We start from the raw sequence: 18456 nt of genomic DNA, 5'->3' as shown, positions 1-18456 counted from the left end.
GCCCCACAAAGACAGCAATCCAGGCTAGTCCCTTCAAGAAGAAAAAGAGAAAACCAGCGATCCCGAATTTTTTAAGCCAATCTCTGAGGGCTGTTTTATCCATAGCAGAGGTTTTTTTTCCTAGGTTTGAATGACGCCCGGGTTGAAGGTTTCTATCGGAGCCATGTCTGCCGCTTTTATGCCTTCGCTGATCCAGGTGCGGGTTTCGCGCGGATCAATGATGGCATCTACCCAAAGGCGCGAAGCAGCGTAGTAGGGAGTTGTTTGTTCATCGTAGCGATTCTGGATTTTTTCCAGGAGTTCATTTTCTTCGTTGGCGCTCACTTTTTCTCCCTTGGCTTTGCGGGTAGCCACCTGGATTTGGAGCAAAGTTTTGGCTGCCTGGGCACCCCCCATAACCGCAATCTTGGCCGTAGGCCAGGCAACAATCAAACGTGGATCATAAGCTTTTCCGCACATGGCGTAATTGCCAGCACCGTAGCTATTCCCCATGATAATCGAAAACTTAGGGACGGTGCTGTTGCTCACGGCATTGACCATTTTAGCACCATCTTTAATGATACCTCCATGTTCGGATCGGGAACCAACCATGAAGCCAGAGACGTCATGTAAAAATACCAGCGGTATTTTTTTCTGATTGCAATTCATAATAAAGCGAGCGGCCTTGTCGGCAGAATCACTGTAGATGACACCACCAAACTGCGTTTCACCACTTGCTGAACGTACAATTTCACGGTTGTTGGCGACAATGCCCACCGACCAGCCATCAATGCGAGCGTAGGCACAAATCATGGTTTTGCCGTAACCATCCTTGTAGTACGTCAATTTTCCATCATCTACGATATGTTGTAGGAGCTCTTTGGTAGCGTAAGGCGTCGTTCTATTTTCGGGAAACACGCGCAGCAGATCATCGGGTTCACCCAGGGGAGGAGCAGCAGCAATTCGATCAAAACCCGTTTTAGGGAAATGCCCCATTTGCTTGACCAAATCTTTAATGGTGTCTAAACAGCTTGGGTCATCAGGGCATTTGTAATCCGTGACACCACTGATCTCACTATGGGTACTGGCACCGCCAAGGGTTTCCTGGTCGACTTCTTCCCCAATGGCGGCTTTGACCAGATAGGGCCCCGCAAGAAAAATGGAGCCTGTGCCTTCAACAATGAGTGCTTCGTCGCTCATAATGGGCAGATAAGCACCACCGGCCACACAACTGCCCATGATAGCGGCAATTTGAGGAATGCCCATGCTACTGATTTTGGCATTGTTGCGAAAAATCCGTCCGAAATGTTCTTTGTCAGGAAAGATTTCATCTTGCATTGGAAGAAATACCCCTGCACTATCTACCAGGTAGATGATGGGAAGGCGGTTCTCCATCGCAATTTCTTGCGCTCTAAGGTTTTTTTTGCCCGTAATAGGAAACCAGGCCCCTGCCTTTACGGTCGCATCATTGGCAATAATCATACATTGCCGACCGCTCACATAACCTATACCTACAAGCACGCCGCCGCCCGGGCAACCTCCATATTCCTTGTACATTTCATACCCTGCAAAAGCACCGATTTCGAGAAAAGCACTTCCTTCATCAACCAGGTAATCAACACGCTCACGGGCGGTCATTTTACCTTTTTTATGGAGTTTCGCAATTTTTGCCTCCCCACCACCCAGGTGGATTTTATCTAGCCGATGCTGCCTACGCGAGAGCAGCAGCTTCATTTCGTCTTCGTTCTTATTACGCTCAATTTCTTTTTTACTCATGATTAGGTTTGGTTAGGAAACGGAGTGTAGCTTGGGCTTCAGCCCGAGCGTGAGTTATATGCTCGGGCTGAAGCCCAAGCTGCCACTATGGCTTTTCAAAGGTGTAAAAATATTCTCCTTCGTAACTTTCGTATACGCCTCTTAATACCATTTTTCCACTGCCACGCTTGAGGATGCGGATGGCATCATTTAAGTCACTGACGCGATGGTCGTTGATGGAAGTAATGATAAAGCCAGGTTCCATGTTTGTACTTTCTACCTCACTGTTGCGGAAAATACTCATCACTTTAGCTCCTTCGGTACCGGTGCGTTTTCGCTCCTCCCGGCTTAAATTGCGTAGTTCAAACCCTAATTGATGCAAGAGTTGTTCTTCGCTGGATGATAGAGGAGAGGTACTATTAAGTTTATTTTTTAAGACAATGTCTACTTCTTTTTCTTTTCCGTTCCGCAAGTATTTTAACCGAATTTGGTCGCCTGGTCGCAGCTGCCCGAGGATTTCCTGCAATGCCGGAACGGCAAGTACTTCTGTGCCGTTGATCCCGATGATCACATCACCTACTTGTAAGCCAGCATTATCAGCACCACTATCATCGGTGATTCTGGAGATCAAAACCCCAGCTACGGAAGGTAGTTTTTTTTCTTCCGCAACCGCTGCGGTAACATCGGTGATGAAAGCGCCCAGTAGGCCTCTTTGTACAGTGCCGTAATCTCTTAGATCTTTGACAATCTTTCGTACAAGGTTGACGGGTACCGCAAAGGAGTAGCCTTCATACCCTCCCGAACGGGTTATGATGGCCGTATTGATACCTACCAGTTCCCCGTTGGTATTGACCAAGGCGCCTCCGCTATTGCCAGGATTAACAACGGCATCGGTTTGAATAAAGGATTCTATACGATCTTGCCCATCCAGAATATCAATATTTCGCCCCTTGGCACTGACGATGCCGGCGGTCACGGTACTTTCCAGGTTGAAAGGATTGCCTACGGCTAAAACCCATTCTCCCACTAAGAGACTATCTGAATTGCCTAGTTCAATGTTGGGTAGCTTGGTATCTTCAATGCGTAGCAGCGCAAGGTCGGTAGAAGGGTCAGTGCCGATGATTTCAGCAACGTATTCTCGTTTATCACTAAGGGTGACTTCAAAACGCTGGCCTCCTTCTACGACATGATTATTGGTAACAATGTAGCCATCCGCAGAAATTATTACACCTGAACCAGAAGAACTACTCACTTCGGGGCGTGAACGCCGCAGAAAACCACTACCTGACGATTGGTAAGAGCGGATAAAGACGACCGCCGGTGTGATGGCTTCAGCAGCCTTGGTGAAGCTGGTCGGCGAGCTGGATAGAAAAGTTCGAGGTCGAATACCATTGAGTAGATCTTGCTGACTGGCATAGCGCGCCTCGGCACTTTCTCGGATAACAACCTGCTGCTGAGGCACTAACCAGCGGTACAAGCCTACTGCTACTAATGCACTCATGAGCGAACAGAGGATAGTAAAAGTAATTTGTCGGGTCGTCATAAAATTATTTTGCGAAATTTAGGCAAAATTTGCGTGAAAACAGAAGTTCTACAACACAGTTACTATGTCTGAAAAACGAGATCCCTTCGATGGAGCGTATATCGGGAATATCTTTGGTCCTAAGTTAACACTTTATGGCGCTATTTTGATTTTGTTCTTCACCGGTATTGCTGTTTATCGACACTGGAAACTAGGCGTTCCCTTTGGTATGGAAGAATCAGTTCCCGTGTCTACGGATTCTATTCCGCTGGATTCTATTAATCTTATTGAGTAAACATGACAAAATCGGTGTTTCAAGACCCTGATGCAGGGCAAGCCCTTTACTGGAGCCCGTCGGGTGAGGCACTCTCATCGGAAGATGGGGAGATGACTTACGCTTTGGATAAAGGAGTTATTCGGCTGTTGCCTAAAAAAGAAGGGGAGGGCTTGTCGTCTTTTGATTATCAGGATCACTACCAAAAAGATGCCGAGGCTTTCGATTATTTTGCCTCCTGGGAGGATCCCGCAGCGGTGCATGAGAATGAGCGGCTTCATCAGATGATTTTGGCGCAAGCTCCTAAACAAGTCAAACGAGTATTGGATGTTGGTTGTGGATCTGCCTGGGTAGCTGCTCATTTTGCCAACCAGGGGGTAGAAGTTTATTCCATGGATATTTCCACCGTTAATCCGGAAAAAGCAGTAGGCCGATATCCATTTGAAGGGCACTATGGGGTCGTCGCCGATGTTTTTCATTTACCTTTTCAGGAAAGCACCTTCGACCTGATTGTCGCTAGTGAGATCATTGAACACGTAGCTGATCCAGCCCTGTTTTTAGAAAAACTACTACCCGCTTTGGCACCGGGTGGTGTAATGGTGGTAACCACGCCTCATGCAGAAAAGCTAGCTTACAGTCTTTGCATACATTGCAACCAACCCACGCCGCACCATGCACATTTGCATTCCTTTACAGCGACGTCCATTAGGGAATTGCTGCCCGTTCCTCTGAGAGCGGGCGCAAGGACAAGTACTTTTATGAATAAGGTGCTCCTGCATGCGCGGACGCATGTCTTGTTGAAGCATTTCCCTTTCTCCCTATGGCGATTGGTGGATCGTGTTGCGAATGTGATTATTCCTAAGACGGCGAGGTTGATGCTGGTGGTGCGGAGATGATGGGCAATCCACTCCAAGTTTATTGAGAATATCCAACCCGAGCCTCAAAAGCAATGCAACAATTGCTCTGCTTTTTCTAGCAAAAGTCGGGGTCGCCTCGCTTTTGATTATCAATTTTTGAGTTTACTTGACCTTCGACCTCATCTCCCTACACAACTTTATGAAGAACATCCTTTGAGTTTTTAAATATTTGCTATTGATTGATTTTCAATTATATACGATGAAATATTCGACCTCTCTGAGGTCACCAAAAAGCATCTCGGAGAGATGACCTATTAGTAGAAAAACGACGATGAAGTTCCAAAACGACCTCGGTGAGGTCGAATATTCCTCCCCGTATTAGCCATGATGTGTGCAAGTTTTCTTGTGTAGGGAGATGAGGCCTTAAGACAGGGCAATAATTTAGAAACCTTCCTTAAAACTACGCAATGTTGGCAAAGCCGTCACTGTGTCCACCCTGCCTGCTCGCCGCACGCTAATCTTTATACACATCGCAAGATTACGAATATATTTGTAGAGGCGTACACGATCTGCCTAAGCAATCGCAGTAATATCTACTTAATCACGTGTTAATTATGACAGCTATTAGTGTAGTATTTGATCATAAATTAGGTGATGCTCGCTTAGAAAAACGAGCAAACCGTATATTACATCAGATGATAAAAAGTGGCAGCGGTGTTCCCAATCGACTGAATACACACCATCGAGAACGAATGGGGATGAGTCGATTTTTAAATAACAATCGATTGAGTATGGATGCTCTGGTGAACAGTATTACCCAGTCTTGGTATACGGAGGAGTATGCTGACCGGGATTTATATGTCATACAAGACACGACCGACTATAATGCAATTGGCCATAAGGGGCGTTTAAGTGAGTCGGATGAGGACTTGGGGCCACTTTGGAAAGATGATACGAATCAAGAATTCGGTTTTTTTCTTCATCCCGGCCTTGTGTTGGATGGCGATAGTGGATTTCCATTGGGCTACACACACCTTCATATCTGGAATCGATGTGTAGACCAACCGAATCGACATGAGCGTAATTACAAGAGGCAGCCTATTGAGCAGAAGAGTTCTTATCGCTGGTTGGAGAGTATAGATTATAGTACACAAGTTTTAAAGGGGCATCGGGGAAAAGTTGTTCATGTCATGGATCGGGAAGGGGATATCTACGAACTCTTCGCTAAGCCAATGCCCCCCAATCATCATTTGGTTATTCGCACTAGCAAGCAGCGGGTGATTTATGACGAGTCTGACAGCAAGCATTTATTGTGGCAGTATTTAGAAGAGCAAGCTACCAAGGGACTCGTCATTGAAGTAGCTATCCCAAGACAAAAAAAGCGCAAAGCCCGAAAAGCAAAGATGGCCTTGAGTTATGGTCGGGTAGAGATTGCCCGGCCTAAAGATCGTACCAAAGCGCAAGGGCCAGACCGAATTCCATTATACTTTGTACAACTCAAAGAATTGGAACACAGCGTACCTGATGGCGAGGCTCCTGTTCATTGGACGATCTGGACGGATATGGTCATTGAAAATGAGCATCAAGCATTGAAAATTGTCGATATCTACCAAAATAGATGGAATATTGAGGAGCTTTTTAGCTTGTTAAAAACCAAAGGGCTAGAATGCGAATCCGCTCAGGTTGAATCAGGCATTGCTATGAAACGACTCGTGATCATGGCCATGCAGGCGGCATTGCATTTATTACAATTGCTCAAAGACCGCGACCATGTCTACCAAGAAAAGGCTACATTACTAATCGATACGCAGGATCTGACTTTCGTGGAACTACTTATTCCGATCTATGAGGGTCAAACCCAAAAGCAAAAAAATCCCCACCCTCCTGAGTCCTTGGCTCGATTGGCATGGTTAATCGGCAGAATGGGGGGGTACAGTGGCTACAAAAGCCAGTCGCCACCAGGGCCAAAAACCATGCGCTGGGGATGGCGAAGATTTCAGGAGCAACTCTCCGCTTGGCGAATTGTCAATCAAATTAAGCTTGATTAAATGTGTATAAAGATTAGTCGCCGCACGGCAGGCAGGTGGGCGATATTCGTCTATCCGCTTAACGCGTCCAGCCTATAGTTAGCCAGTGGGGGACTTCTAGTCGCTCATGCCCTTAATACAAAATCGACACTAATAAACAAATCAGAACAGGTATCAGGCTAAGTAATATGCTACTCCACATACCCTTTTTGTTCAATAGTTCTGTCCGACTAGGAAGATGGGTTCTGTACCATAAATAAATGAAAAATATGATCAGATATCCTGGTACAGTCATAGCTAGGCGATGCATATCGATAAGCCAATTAATGCCGCTTCTATTATTGAATAGAATATCATAAGAACCAATAAGACATGAAAAGCTTAGTCCAAAAATAATAGCAGGCATTATTGCAGATGATTCATCATCTCCGTGATAATGAAAAAAGAACTTGTGAACATTAATCAGGTAACTTCTCAACATGAGTTATTTATTGGCACCTTGAATTCACCATCTCACTTGTCGATTAGCCACAACCTCAGGCATCATCTTGACTGTTGACGAATATTGTATTGCAGATATTGCTACAAAAGTGCAGCCTGAAGACAGACCAGCATTGTAGAAGTCCCGCTGATCAAGAGACCAGCAAAATTGACAAGCACATTTTTGCTCTATACTTATGCCCAAAACCCACGAACCTGCTCGATGATTTGTGCCCGCAACTTTTTCAGGTACTTCATTTCGTGTTCTGTTTGGCGTTTAGCGCGCCAACCGAGTAGCCAGCGATGGCTGCGTTCGGTAAAACGAATGATCCACGAGGCGGACAAGAAGCCCACTCCGGCGATGACCACGGGCCACCAGCTACCGATCACCAAGGCGGCGATCAGCCATAAGAGGATGTAAATAAGGTAAACAACCATGAGGCCCGCCCAGCGTACCGGGCCGGAGAACTCTACGGTTTTGATTTTAGTGCCGGCCAGCCATTGTACCAATAACACGGGTGGAAGATGCCAGATCAATAAAAGCAAAACAGGCAACACGCTGAGGAATATTCGTCCTGTTTGTTGCTGTTCCTTGCGGTAGTGTCCTCGAAAAGCGGGATCATCAATCTGCATGCGTTCCAGACGGCTAAAGTAGTCGTGGGTGTCGCGGGTCAAAGCTTGCTTTTCGTGATCCTGGAGGGTATTAATGGCTTCGGAGATGCGTTTTTCACCGCGGAGTTGCTCCTGTGAAGGCCGGAGAAATTTGCCAGCGGGCTGAGGATGCTCGGTGCGGTAAAGTCTCAAAATATTCTCTACGAGCGGCTCATCCTCGATCTTGTCGATAATGATAACCTCCTCGCTGAGTCGTTTCCTGAGTTCTTCTGTGAGCTCATTGATGGCCGGGGTAGCGTTTTCCTGGTAATCTTTGAGGTAAGCACTTGCTTTGATGGGTTCTCCGCAATTGATCATCACATCAGACTGCAAACGATCAGCATAGGTGAAGTTTACACCAACGGGTACGATATAGACTTCGTCCAGTTCAGTCGTATCGAGGGCTCCAAGGGCAATTCTGGCCGTACCTTTACGGATGGGGCGTAGTCGTTTTTCGTGAATGCAGCGGCCTTCGGCCAGAATCATCAATGTTTTCTTCTGAGCGAGTACCTGGAAAGCTTTCCCAAAGGATTCGTAGTTGTTTTTTAGGCCACTAAAACCGCCATCACGTAACCGGAAGACGGGGATGATATGCACCCCTCTAAGCAGTTTATCCGCAATAGGGTTCTTGAAGAAATCCCCTCTGGCCATGAAATTCAAGGGCGTTTCGAGGAAACAGGCCAGGATGCAGGGTTCTATAAAGGTTGTAGGATGATTGGCCGCAAGGATGACCGCAGCATTATCAGGAATCCGATCGGCATTGGCAAGATCAATGCGTCGGAAGTAGTATTTGAGACCTATTGTCGCCAGGGGGCGTACTGCGGCATATAGCATAGAGGAATATTAATTTCAGCTAACTGGGCAAAAGTACCAAAAATCTCTTCCTTCTCTCCCTTTTAATGGCAGCTTTCCATTGTGATTATTTATACTTTCTCGGCGGATATGGGTAAATTGGCACCATGAAAGATACCTTAGAGCAACGACTGAAGCATATCGTTCAGGTTGAAAAAAAGATCATTGCTGGCTCGCTGAAGAAAGCACTGAATTTTGCACAAGTTTCCAATTTGTTACCTGATCCTGAGGAGGAACTGGTACAAATGCTTGCACGACTCAATACTGCGGAACGGCAGCAGATGGAGGCCCTCATCAGCCAGGAGGAAATGCGTATTGAGAGAGCCACAATTACCAAGCAACTGCTAGTCTTTTTGAAAAACTTGAAAACCAGGATAGGCAAAGAACTCGAAGAGGGTTCTTTTGAGGATAATGCGAAAGATACGGAAGCCGTTTTACCCGACTACGGAGGTAAACCGCAAATACTTCTTCTTTACGCTAAAGAAGATAAAGCGATTTGGGAACAATTGAAAAAGCACCTCTTTCTGTCATTGCGCGACGAGGCCCTGCAATTTGTGGATATTCATCAGGCGGTACCGCTCGCTGTTTCGGATACGGTCAAATACCAAGGACAGCTGGTAGATGCGGCTCGTGTGGTGCTGTCGCTCGTTAGTCCCAATATGCTTACTTTTCCTTTGTATCAACTTGCGGAACAAGCTTTTGTTGCCGGCAAGCTTATCCCAATCAGGGTGGAAGAAATCGAAGTCAAAGACACTCCCTTCCGAAAGGATATCAAAGGCCTTCCAGCGGATGGCCAGTTTGTCAATCAGTGGCCCGACAGGAACAGTGCTTGGGTAGATGTCGCCAAGAATTTGCGGCCATTCTTTGAGAAGCTGAAAACCGAAGGCAAATCCTGATATGGAGGAGCAACAAAAATACCTTATCGTTGTGGGTGGCCCTACGGCTGCTGGCAAAACGGGTATGGCAATCGCTTTGGCCAAGCATTTTTCAACGGAGATTATTTCTGCCGACAGCCGCCAGTTTTATCGGGAGATGAAAATTGGTAATGCTCGCCCTAGTGACGAAGAATTGTCCCAGGTAAAGCACCACTTTATCGCTGACCGGGATTTGTCGCTCCCCCTGAGCGCAGGAGCTTTTGCCCGAGAAGCACTGAAGTTGTTGGAGGAGCTTTACCAAACCCAAGACTATGCGGTATTGGTAGGAGGTTCTGGGCTTTTTATTCGTGCGCTGACGGAAGGTTTAGACGAGTTTCCGGCAGTTCCTGAAGCGATAAGAATCCAAGTCAGTGAACTCTTTACTACAGCAGGTATAGCTGGGCTACAATCCGCGCTGTTGCTGGCGGATCCAGATTATTATGAGGAAGTGGACCAACAAAACCCTTCCCGCCTGCAACGCGCTTTGGAAGTTTGCTGGTCGACGGGGAAACCCTATTCCAGCTTTAGGAAAGGGCAAGGAAATGGACGGTCATTTGTACCTATTTATTTGCAACCTTCGTGGTCACGGGAAGAATTGTACCGACGGATCAACTTGCGAGTGTCGTACATGGTGGCCGCAGGTTTAGAGGAGGAAGCCCGACAATTAGCGCCCCAACAAAAGCTTCCTGCCTTGCAGACGGTGGGTTACCAAGAGTGGTGGCCGTATTTCGAAGGAGAGAAAAGCAAAGAAGAGGTGGTCGAACTCATCCAGCAAAATAGCCGCCGCTACGCAAAACGCCAATTGACCTGGAACCGGAAGGATGGTTACTGGAAGCATATTCCGCAGGGTGATTTGCATTCGGCTTTGGCCTACATTCAACTAGTGACCCAGGAAGGATTTTCGCTGGAGGCCTTGCCTAAGGAGGAGGAGCATGACCTGTTCCATCATAAAGAAAATCGAAAGCGTCTTAGCATAAAATCGTTGGCTACCAAGGAGATAGCAGGCATTGCTGACTTGTATGTTCTAAAGGACTGGGCTTTCGTAAAGTGTTGGTTAGCGTCGTCGGCCTCTCATTTAGCAAAAACAATACTTCTGCACGAAGCTTGTCACCGGAGTGAAAAAGCAGTGGTTTATCTGCGGGATGGTTATTTGCCTGAAGACTTTATGATGGCCAATGGCTGGGTTTTGGTACCAAACGAAGCTTTACCTGCGGTATTAAAAAACAAACTACCAGCCGCTGAATTTTGGCAGTGGGAGCGGGGGGACACAATATAAAAGCCAATTATGAAAACTGAATTTCTGGAAATATCGCCAGTTCTTCCAAGTCAAGATATTGATAGAGATGTGAATTGGTATGAGGAAAAAGTTGGGTTTCAATTGCTGCAGAAGGATAATATGTATGCTGTTATGAGGAGAGAAAATCTTTGTATCCATTTACAATGGCACGCGGATACGGAGGATGACCCACTTCTTGGAGGTTCCGTTATTAAGATTTTCGTAAAGAATTTAATGCCTATTTTCAATGAGCTGGTTGAAAGAGGAACGATTACGAAAAAGAAATTGAGCTTGAATACACCTTGGAAGACCAATGAATTTGGCTTCTATGATTTGAATAATAATTCCATTTTTTTCGTAGAGGATATCTGAAAAAGCCATCAGGAGGGGGAACTTGAAGTTAGTGAAAAAACATAACCAGAAGTGCGCCGTATCCTGATCTTCCATCCGGAGAAGACAAGGGACGCATCCCGGTCCTGAGCGTCGGGTTTCAAATTCTACCCTATTAAGCTTAAGGAAGTAACCTTTTAATCACCTTCTCAATCGTAAGCCCCTGCACTAGAATGGAGAACACCACCACGATGTAAGTCATCACGAGAAACATCTCCCGGTTCATTTCCGCGGAAAGGCTCAGGGCCAGCGCGATAGAAATACCGCCTCGTAGGCCTCCCCAAGTCATGATTTTATCGGTGTGAGGAACGAAATCCAGTCTCTTCTCGAAGACCCTGACGGGCAACCACAGGGATGCATAGCGGCAGGCCAGGATGATGGGGATGGCCAGCAAACCAGCGAAGATATAGTTGGCTTGGTAGGTGAGAATCAGCATTTCCATCCCAATAAGAACGAACAGGACGGCATTGAGTAAAATGTCGATCAATTCCCAGAATTTGTCAACGTAAAGTTCGGTGGTTGCCGACATGGCGGTGCCTCGCACACGGTCGTGGCCCACGAGTAATCCTGCTACGACCATAGCCAAGGGAGCCGATACATGGATTTCATGAGCCGCAACAGTTCCAACCATCACCGCTGCCAAAGTGATAATGACCTCAATGCTGAAATCGTCGATAGACTTGAGTAAGCGGAAGGTGATCCACCCAATAACTAAGCCCAATAGTAATCCCCCGAAGACTTCCAGGCCAAACAGCTTGGCAATTTCTCCAGGGTTGACGGATTCGCCCTCCGCAGAGGCTATTGTAAACAAGGTAAGAAACAAGACGACGCCGACGCCATCATTAAAGAGCGATTCGCCCACAATCTTGATCTCCAGCTTCTTAGGAGCATTTGCTTTTTTCAGGATGCCCAGCACGGCAATTGGATCGGTAGGGGAAATGATGGCCCCGAAAAGCAAGCAATAGATATAGCTTATTTGTAGTCCCAATAGCTGCATCAAGTAGTAGGTAGAGGTGCCAATCAGGAAGGTAGACACCACCACGCCAATGGTCGCAAAAGCGATAATGGGCCAACGCTGGGCCTTAAGCTCTTGGAAATTGGTGTGCAAAGCGCCGGCAAAGAGCAAAAAGCTCAGCATATAGTCCATCAATACCGTCTCGAAATCGATTTGCCGGATGAGTTTAGCTTCGGCTAATAAGAGCGTATCGTCGATAACACTCAGCCCCAAAACACCGAAGGTGTAGAGAATCGTAATCAACATCAAACCGATAGTCGTAGGCAGTTTGAAAAAGCGGACATTGATGTAGCCAAAAATTGCGGCCAGAAAGACCAATCCAGCGACGATGATATAGTAGTTCATAAAGTCGGAAAAAATTGTAAGCATTAACGGAGTATTCCTGAAATACGTTGACCAAATTGTTGGGATAAGGTACTAAATTCTCCTCATCGTACCAACATCACATCGCCAGAAAGCTGCACCACCTCCCCATCCAAATACTCCACTTCCGCCGTCCAGACGTAGATGCCTGAGCTGGCTGGTTTTCCTTTGGCGAGCCCGTTCCAGCCCGCACTAGAGGGAGCATTGGGAGCAATATCTTTTCCTTCAAAAACAATTGCGCCCCAGCGATCAAATACTTTCAAACTTTTGATCACCGAAACGGCTTTGTTGCCGTAGATGAAAAAGTAATCATTCACCCCATCTCCGTTCGGGGAGAATATATTGGGGTGGAATACATCACGAACTTTATTGACAACAACGCTGAGGGAATCAGTGGTGACACAACCATCAATCGAGGTGACGGTCAATACGTAGGTGGCATCGTTTAATGGACGGGCATAAGGCCGCAGGCAGGTGTAGCAGTCCAGTGAGTTATCCAAACTGGTCCAGCGAATATCTACAAGATTTGTATTGTTGGTCTGTACCGGGAGCAAAATGTCACAACCCAAATCAACGACCAGATCTTCGCCCATGAACAGGAGGGGGATATCGGGTGCTACCAAACTACCCGTAGTGGCCACTTCGCAACCATTCTCATCCATGATAAAAAAGTCGTAGGTGCCTTCACTCAGATTTTGGAAGGAACTGCTTGTGCTAAATAAATCATTGTCTAAGGCAAAAGTGTAGGGTGCGGTTCCTCCCCAAACGGAATCCAGTTGAATGATGCCCGTTTCAAAACCATCACAGTTAGGATCTAGGTAGTCAACGATGAATTGAATGGGCGTAGGTTCCGTTAGCGTGATGTTGTTGCTTTGCACACATCCATTGGCATCCGTGATACTGACGCTGTAAATTCCCGCGGAGAGGTTACTGGCTTGGTCGCCCGTTTGCAGGTCGCTCCAGGTAAAAGTGTAGGGAGCTAGGCCTCCTGTACCCGTGGCGATAGCGGTACCGTCTGCACCGCCATTGCAGCTCAAATTAAAGCCGTTGATATCAATGGCGGCAGCGGCGACATTTAGTACCGGAGGTTCGGTTACTTCCTGGAAAAGCACGGTGTTATTGCCAAAATTATCCATGATGTTGATCTCATAAATGCCCGCAGGAACGTTGGGGATTTGGTTGTCGGTAAAGAGTGAGGTGTTGCCCGTGCCGCCAATTGTGTTATTGGTGATGTGTTCCCAAACATAGGTGAAAGGGGGCGTCCCGTTTTCTACAGAAAAAACAAGAAAGCCATTCGCATCGCCATGACAAACAGGTGAAATAAAATCGGTAGCTCCAATAATTTCACATTCAACCATGAATAAATCGAGGGTGACGATACTGTCACAAGAAGCAGCCGTTTGAATCGTATCCACGAAAATGCCCGTCGTGGAATAAGGTGTTGTTCCTATGAAAAACTCATCGCCAATACAAAGGTTGATGTCAACGATATCCTGGGCTTGGGGTAAGACAGTCAAATCAAGGAAAATCAAACTGTCGCAGCCATTAGGGAGGCTGATGACAAAATCATAATTTCCAGAATTGCAGATGCTTTGCCCAGCAACTTCGTAGCAATCATTGTCACAGATGGTTGCTACTAAAAACAAAGTTTCCGGAGTATTTACTTCAATGGTGGTACATGTGGGCGGTGCTGCATCGCAGACGTTGGCAGCGGTCACACACAACTCGTAGGTGCCATCTGCTGGGAAGGTTATGTCAATATTCTGAGTCGTTGGCGCTTGCTGAATTCCATCGACCGTCCAGTTGAATAGTGCAGCTCCGATATCACCCGTGGTGGAATAAGTTGTGGGAAGGTCAGGACAAGTTGATCTGTTTCCACTAATAACCCCGGAAGTGGTCAGGTCGCCCACAGCTGTGCTACCGTTGGTGACGCTGAAGGTCCAGTCGCATTCGTCGTTATTTGATCCGTCCATCACGAGGTAATAATGTTGACCAACGACCAAGGGCACGGTATTACTCAACGTAATGGTCGTATTGGGTTGCACATCCGTATCACAAATCGTTACGGGACTAAACGTTTCACAGTCAAAGCTTTCAAAGATGCCTACTTCCAGTCCCCAGTTGATGGTGCAATTGGTGACGGTAAACTCAATGTCTAAGTCTTCAGTACCCGCAATAAAGGCGATGTAGGCCATTCTGTTGAATTGCGTAGTACAAAAACCTGAAAACCCCTGGCCTTGAATGGTAGAAGAATTTCTTCCGGTAAATCCATCGATGTCGCAGATCACACAGGCTTCCAAACAAGTTGGCGTCATGGCGGGCATTGGCCCGCAAGGATCAGGTTGGGCATCATTCGTGTGGACTAAGAAGGAGAGCAGCGCAAAAGCTATCAATCGTTGCATTCGTATTGATTGTATTCAGTGATTCATTTTTGTAAGAAACACATTATTCCGTAAATACAAACGCGTTTTGAAGACCTTGTCCTCAAAACGCGTTCGATCTTGCATTAGATTTTGTTCCAGTTTAAGGAGTGTCCGCTTCCGTCCCCTCTACCTCTGTGGTGATCTCTTCCGGACGATCTATTTTCACGGGCTTGATGTTTTCAAGTTGGGGAACATACAAATCCCGGATAGCAATAAATTTAGGCATCAACTCCTCGCTAAGGGGTTCAGCTGGAGGGAAGTCCAGCTTCAAGTGATTAACTTGCTGACCATTTTGCCAAAATCGGAAACATACGTGAGGGCCAGTCGCAAGGCCAGTAGAGCCTACGTAACCAATCACTTGACCCTGGCGCACCTGGCTGCCAACTTTGATGCCTGCTGCAAATTTTTGCATGTGCAGGTACTGGGTTTCGTGAACGTCGTTGTGCTTGATTTTTACGAAGTTACCATTGCCTTTGGTATAGCCTGCACGGGTTACTACGCCATTGCCCACGGCAACGATCGGTGTGCCATAAGGCGCCGCATAGTCTGTACCAAAATGAGGCCGACGGTATTTCAGTACCGGATGGAGGCGGTTGAGGTTGTAATAAGAAGAAATCCGAGCGTATTGTACGGGGGCTTTCAAAAAGCCTGCGTTCATTGGCTTGCCCGTAAGGTCGTAGTAGCCAGTTTCATCGGTATCACCATTGTCGAAGTAGATGCTGTGGAAGAGGGTATCAGCTGTACGGTATTCTGCCGCCATTACCTGGCCTACAGCACCTGGCTTACCTTCAATAAAATCTTGCTCGTACACGAGGCGAAACTCTTCATCTTTTTGCAGGTGGTGAAAATCAATCGACCATTGTAATGCATCTTCCATTTTAGCGGTAAGCTCATAGCTGTACCCTCGGTCGACCATGGCATTCCATAAAGAACCTTCAATGATACCCCCAGCAACCTCTACTTTTGTAGTTACTTCCCGATCTGTCTTCCAGACTTTGTTGCCATTTTGCAGATCAAAAACAATGTAATTGTAAATAGAAGGCTCGTAAATCAGGTAGTCAGCCGCTTGGGTAGAATCCTTGGAGAGCACAATGAGTGGTTTGCCAGCTCGCATGCTGCGCAAATCAAAAACCTCACGGGCATTGTTGATGAGCTGGAGTGCCTGATCGGAAGGGATGTTGTATTGAGCCAGGATATCCGAAAGGGATTGTCCATCCTTGATAACCGTATTGGAAATTTCCAAGGTATCCAGTGCGAAGCCCCAACCCATGGTAGGAACAACGACAGGAAAAGAGGAGAGTGGAATACCAGGTTGAATTTCTTCTTCCTGTTGCGAATAAAAGCTTCCTAGCGTAACGGTGGCAATCAACGCGATGCCCATCCAGGTAATAAGTCTTTTATTTCGCCACCAGAGTATGGATAATATTCTTTTGTTACGATTAACGGTCGCACTTATGCGTGCGGGTAACTTATTGAAGTCCACAAGTCGAAGGTTCAGTCTAGAAATATAAGTTTTCTCAAAGCTCTTGGAAAAGAAAGGCAAAAATAAGAAAAATTCACCTGCTTTTCATCAAAAGACAAATATAACAGCCGCAGGTATACCTAGGTTGTTTTTCCCGATTAAAATCAGGGATTCAGCCGTTTCCCTTCTTTTTTTAACTAAAAAGACCCCATTCTGATCGAATGGGGCCGATTCCGGATTAAAACAACACTAGGGTACTTCAAAAATAGGCTAGATCACTTGTCATTCCCAGTTGCAATGTGTGAAGTGTTATTGGTGGTGTTTAAAGTAATCATCTGGCTACGCCGTCTAGTTTCCCTTCCTTACCTTTGCGGCAAATAAAGCGAAGCATGGCTGAATCTTCTAAGTATGAATTGCGCGGGGTGTCCGCCACCAAATCCGAAGTACACGCGGCGATCGAGGGACTTGATCAGGGCTTATACCCCAAAGCGTTTTGTAAAATCCTGCCTGATTTTGCGGCCGGTGACCCTGATTATTGCAACCTGATGCATGCCGATACTGCGGGTACTAAACCCAGCCTGGCCTACCTTTACTGGAAAGAAACCGGCGATCTCTCCGTCTGGGAAGGTATTGCCCAGGATGCACTCGTGATGAATCTCGACGATATGGCTTGTGTAGGCTGTGTCGATGATATTATCATTTCTTCTACCATTGGTCGCAACAAAGGGCTTGTACCGGGTGAAGTCATCAAAACCATCATTCAATACACCCAGCGTTTTGCTGATGAAATGGCCAGCCTTGGCGTAAAACTCCACCTGGCAGGTGGCGAAACGGCCGATGTAGGGGACATTGTTCGTACCATAGATGTAGGTTATACGGCCTTTGGTCGGATGGCGCGTAAAGATTTGTTGGTCAATAAGGTACAAGCTGGTGATGTGATCGTAGGGCTGGCTTCCTATGGGCAAGCTACTTACGAAACCAGCTACAACGGCGGCATGGGCAGCAACGGCCTGACCTCCGCACGCCACGATGTTTTTGATCATAGCTACGCAGGAACTTATCCCGAATCATTTGACCCCAGCTTGCCGGAGGAAGTCGTCTATGTAGGCGGCAAAAAACTAACGGAAACCATCACCATTGACGGTCAGGAAATTCCCATAGGCAAGTTGGTGCTTTCGCCTACGCGTACCTACCTCCCCGTGATCAAGCAATTGTTTGACCAGCTACCTGGTAAGATGAACGGAATGATCCACTGCACCGGCGGTGGACAGACCAAAGTGATAAAGTTTGTCGACAAGGTGAAAATCATCAAAGACAACTTTTTGCCTATTCCGCCACTGTTCCAGCTGATCCAGAGTGCATCGGGGACTGGTTGGAAAGAAATGTACCAAGTCTTCAATATGGGGCATCGCCTTGAAGTTTACCTGCCGCAGGAACACGCACAGACCGTCATCGATATCGCCGAGTCTTTTGGCATTGCTGCGCAAATTATTGGTAGGGTAGAGGCGGCTGAGGAAGCCAGTGTTGAAGTTCATTCTCCTTACGGAAAATTCATCTATACCGAATAATGATGAGCCGACAAGAGAAAGCCGATGCGATCGCACAGATTTTAGAAGAACTCTATCCGGAAACGCCCATTCCGCTGGATCATTCCGATCCCTATACCTTGTTGGTAGCGGTACTGCTTTCTGCGCAATGCACCGACGAGCGTGTGAATAAAGTGACTCCTGATTTATTCGCCCTGGCGGATAATCCAGCAGACATGGCACAGCAGTCGGTAGAAGACATCAAAGCCATTATTAGGCCCTGCGGCTTATCGCCGCGCAAGTCGCAAGCGATTTATGAGCTGTCAAATATCCTGGTGGATAAATACAATGGCGAGGTTCCGGCGGACATGGCTATTCTGGAAACCCTGCCCGGCGTGGGCCACAAAACGGCTTCCGTAGTGATGTCGCAAGCTTTTGGGGAGCCTGCTTTTCCGGTCGATACCCACATTCATCGTCTGGCGTATCGCTGGACGCTAAGTACTGGAAAAAACGTAGAAAAGACGGAGCGTGACCTGAAAAAACTTTTCCCACGGGAAACCTGGAACAAGCTGCATCTACAGATTATCTTTTTTGGTAGAGAATACTGTCCGGCACGTGGGCATGATCCTCATCAGTGCCCGATTTGCAGCAAATATGGGCGTAAGACTTTGTTTAAGTAGTAAAAAAGAA

Annotated in this window: 14 protein-coding genes; 8 read left to right on the top strand and 6 right to left on the bottom strand. The window is 46.8% G+C overall.

What is annotated here, in order from left to right:
• Nucleotides 1-120 precede the first annotated feature (120 nt).
• Together AB0L18_RS22585 and AB0L18_RS22580 are read right to left on the bottom strand one after the other, a co-directional pair.
• Nucleotides 121-1755: an acyl-CoA carboxylase subunit beta gene (locus AB0L18_RS22585; protein WP_367389591.1), complete on the bottom strand. Its 1635-nt coding sequence runs from the start codon at nt 1753-1755 to the stop codon at nt 121-123.
• A gap of 85 nt (nt 1756-1840) precedes the next feature.
• Nucleotides 1841-3277 (bottom strand): trypsin-like peptidase domain-containing protein, encoded by a 1437-nt coding sequence (locus tag AB0L18_RS22580; protein ID WP_367389590.1) that lies wholly within the window; start codon nt 3275-3277, stop codon nt 1841-1843.
• Between the two features lie 64 nt (nt 3278-3341).
• Between AB0L18_RS22580 and AB0L18_RS22575 the strand changes: the two genes are divergently transcribed.
• From AB0L18_RS22575 to AB0L18_RS22565, 3 genes are all read left to right on the top strand, one after another.
• A complete protein-coding gene (locus AB0L18_RS22575) occupies nt 3342-3551 on the top strand; it encodes a hypothetical protein (protein ID WP_367389589.1) in 210 nt (69 codons plus the stop codon).
• Between the two features lie 2 nt (nt 3552-3553).
• Nucleotides 3554-4426 carry a class I SAM-dependent methyltransferase gene (locus AB0L18_RS22570; RefSeq protein ID WP_367389588.1) on the top strand — a complete coding sequence of 291 codons (873 nt, stop codon included), beginning with the start codon at nt 3554-3556 and terminating at the stop codon, nt 4424-4426.
• 575 nt (nt 4427-5001) lie between these two features.
• Complete coding sequence (locus AB0L18_RS22565; RefSeq protein ID WP_367389587.1) at nt 5002-6435, top strand: IS4 family transposase; 1434 nt, start codon at nt 5002-5004, stop codon at nt 6433-6435.
• A 654-nt stretch (nt 6436-7089) separates the two neighbouring features.
• On the opposite strand, the gene AB0L18_RS22560 is transcribed toward AB0L18_RS22565, so the two are convergent.
• Nucleotides 7090-8379, bottom strand: a complete 1290-nt coding sequence (locus tag AB0L18_RS22560) for a 1-acyl-sn-glycerol-3-phosphate acyltransferase (protein ID WP_367389586.1) — start codon at nt 8377-8379, stop codon at nt 7090-7092.
• A gap of 125 nt (nt 8380-8504) precedes the next feature.
• On the opposite strand from AB0L18_RS22560, the gene AB0L18_RS22555 reads away from it, so the two are divergent.
• From AB0L18_RS22555 to AB0L18_RS22545, 3 genes are read left to right on the top strand one after another with little or no spacing between them, the layout of a single operon-like run.
• Nucleotides 8505-9293: a hypothetical protein gene (locus tag AB0L18_RS22555; RefSeq protein ID WP_367389585.1), complete on the top strand. Its 789-nt coding sequence runs from the start codon at nt 8505-8507 to the stop codon at nt 9291-9293.
• A gap of 1 nt (nt 9294) precedes the next feature.
• Complete coding sequence (gene miaA / locus AB0L18_RS22550) at nt 9295-10587, top strand: tRNA (adenosine(37)-N6)-dimethylallyltransferase MiaA (protein ID WP_367389584.1); 1293 nt, start codon at nt 9295-9297, stop codon at nt 10585-10587.
• Between the two features lie 9 nt (nt 10588-10596).
• Nucleotides 10597-10959, top strand: a complete 363-nt coding sequence (locus tag AB0L18_RS22545) for a glyoxalase/bleomycin resistance/extradiol dioxygenase family protein (RefSeq protein ID WP_367389583.1) — start codon at nt 10597-10599, stop codon at nt 10957-10959.
• 139 nt (nt 10960-11098) lie between these two features.
• On the opposite strand, the gene AB0L18_RS22540 is transcribed toward AB0L18_RS22545, so the two are convergent.
• The 3 genes from AB0L18_RS22540 to AB0L18_RS22530 all read right to left on the bottom strand — a co-directional run bounded on the left by AB0L18_RS22540 (nt 11099) and on the right by AB0L18_RS22530 (nt 16261).
• Nucleotides 11099-12337, bottom strand: a complete 1239-nt coding sequence (locus AB0L18_RS22540) for a cation:proton antiporter (RefSeq protein WP_367389582.1) — start codon at nt 12335-12337, stop codon at nt 11099-11101.
• 83 nt (nt 12338-12420) lie between these two features.
• Nucleotides 12421-14757 (bottom strand): gliding motility-associated C-terminal domain-containing protein, encoded by a 2337-nt coding sequence (locus tag AB0L18_RS22535; RefSeq protein ID WP_367389581.1) that lies wholly within the window; start codon nt 14755-14757, stop codon nt 12421-12423.
• A 121-nt stretch (nt 14758-14878) separates the two neighbouring features.
• Nucleotides 14879-16261 (bottom strand): peptidoglycan DD-metalloendopeptidase family protein, encoded by a 1383-nt coding sequence (locus tag AB0L18_RS22530; protein ID WP_367389580.1) that lies wholly within the window; start codon nt 16259-16261, stop codon nt 14879-14881.
• 368 nt (nt 16262-16629) lie between these two features.
• Here AB0L18_RS22530 and AB0L18_RS22525 point away from each other — a divergent pair, with 368 nt between their 5' ends.
• Both AB0L18_RS22525 and nth read left to right on the top strand, forming a co-directional pair.
• Nucleotides 16630-17808: an AIR synthase related protein gene (locus AB0L18_RS22525; RefSeq protein ID WP_367389579.1), complete on the top strand. Its 1179-nt coding sequence runs from the start codon at nt 16630-16632 to the stop codon at nt 17806-17808.
• A gap of 2 nt (nt 17809-17810) precedes the next feature.
• On the top strand, nt 17811-18446 hold the full coding sequence (gene nth / locus AB0L18_RS22520) for an endonuclease III (protein ID WP_367393179.1): 636 nt from the start codon (nt 17811-17813) through the stop codon (nt 18444-18446).
• Nucleotides 18447-18456 lie beyond the last annotated feature (10 nt).

It is taken from the genome of Lewinella sp. LCG006 (assembly GCF_040784935.1).
Classification (GTDB): domain Bacteria; phylum Bacteroidota; class Bacteroidia; order Chitinophagales; family Saprospiraceae; genus Lewinella.
The sequence above is the reverse complement of the archived record's forward strand: the minus strand, read 5'-3'. Positions and strand labels throughout refer to the sequence as shown.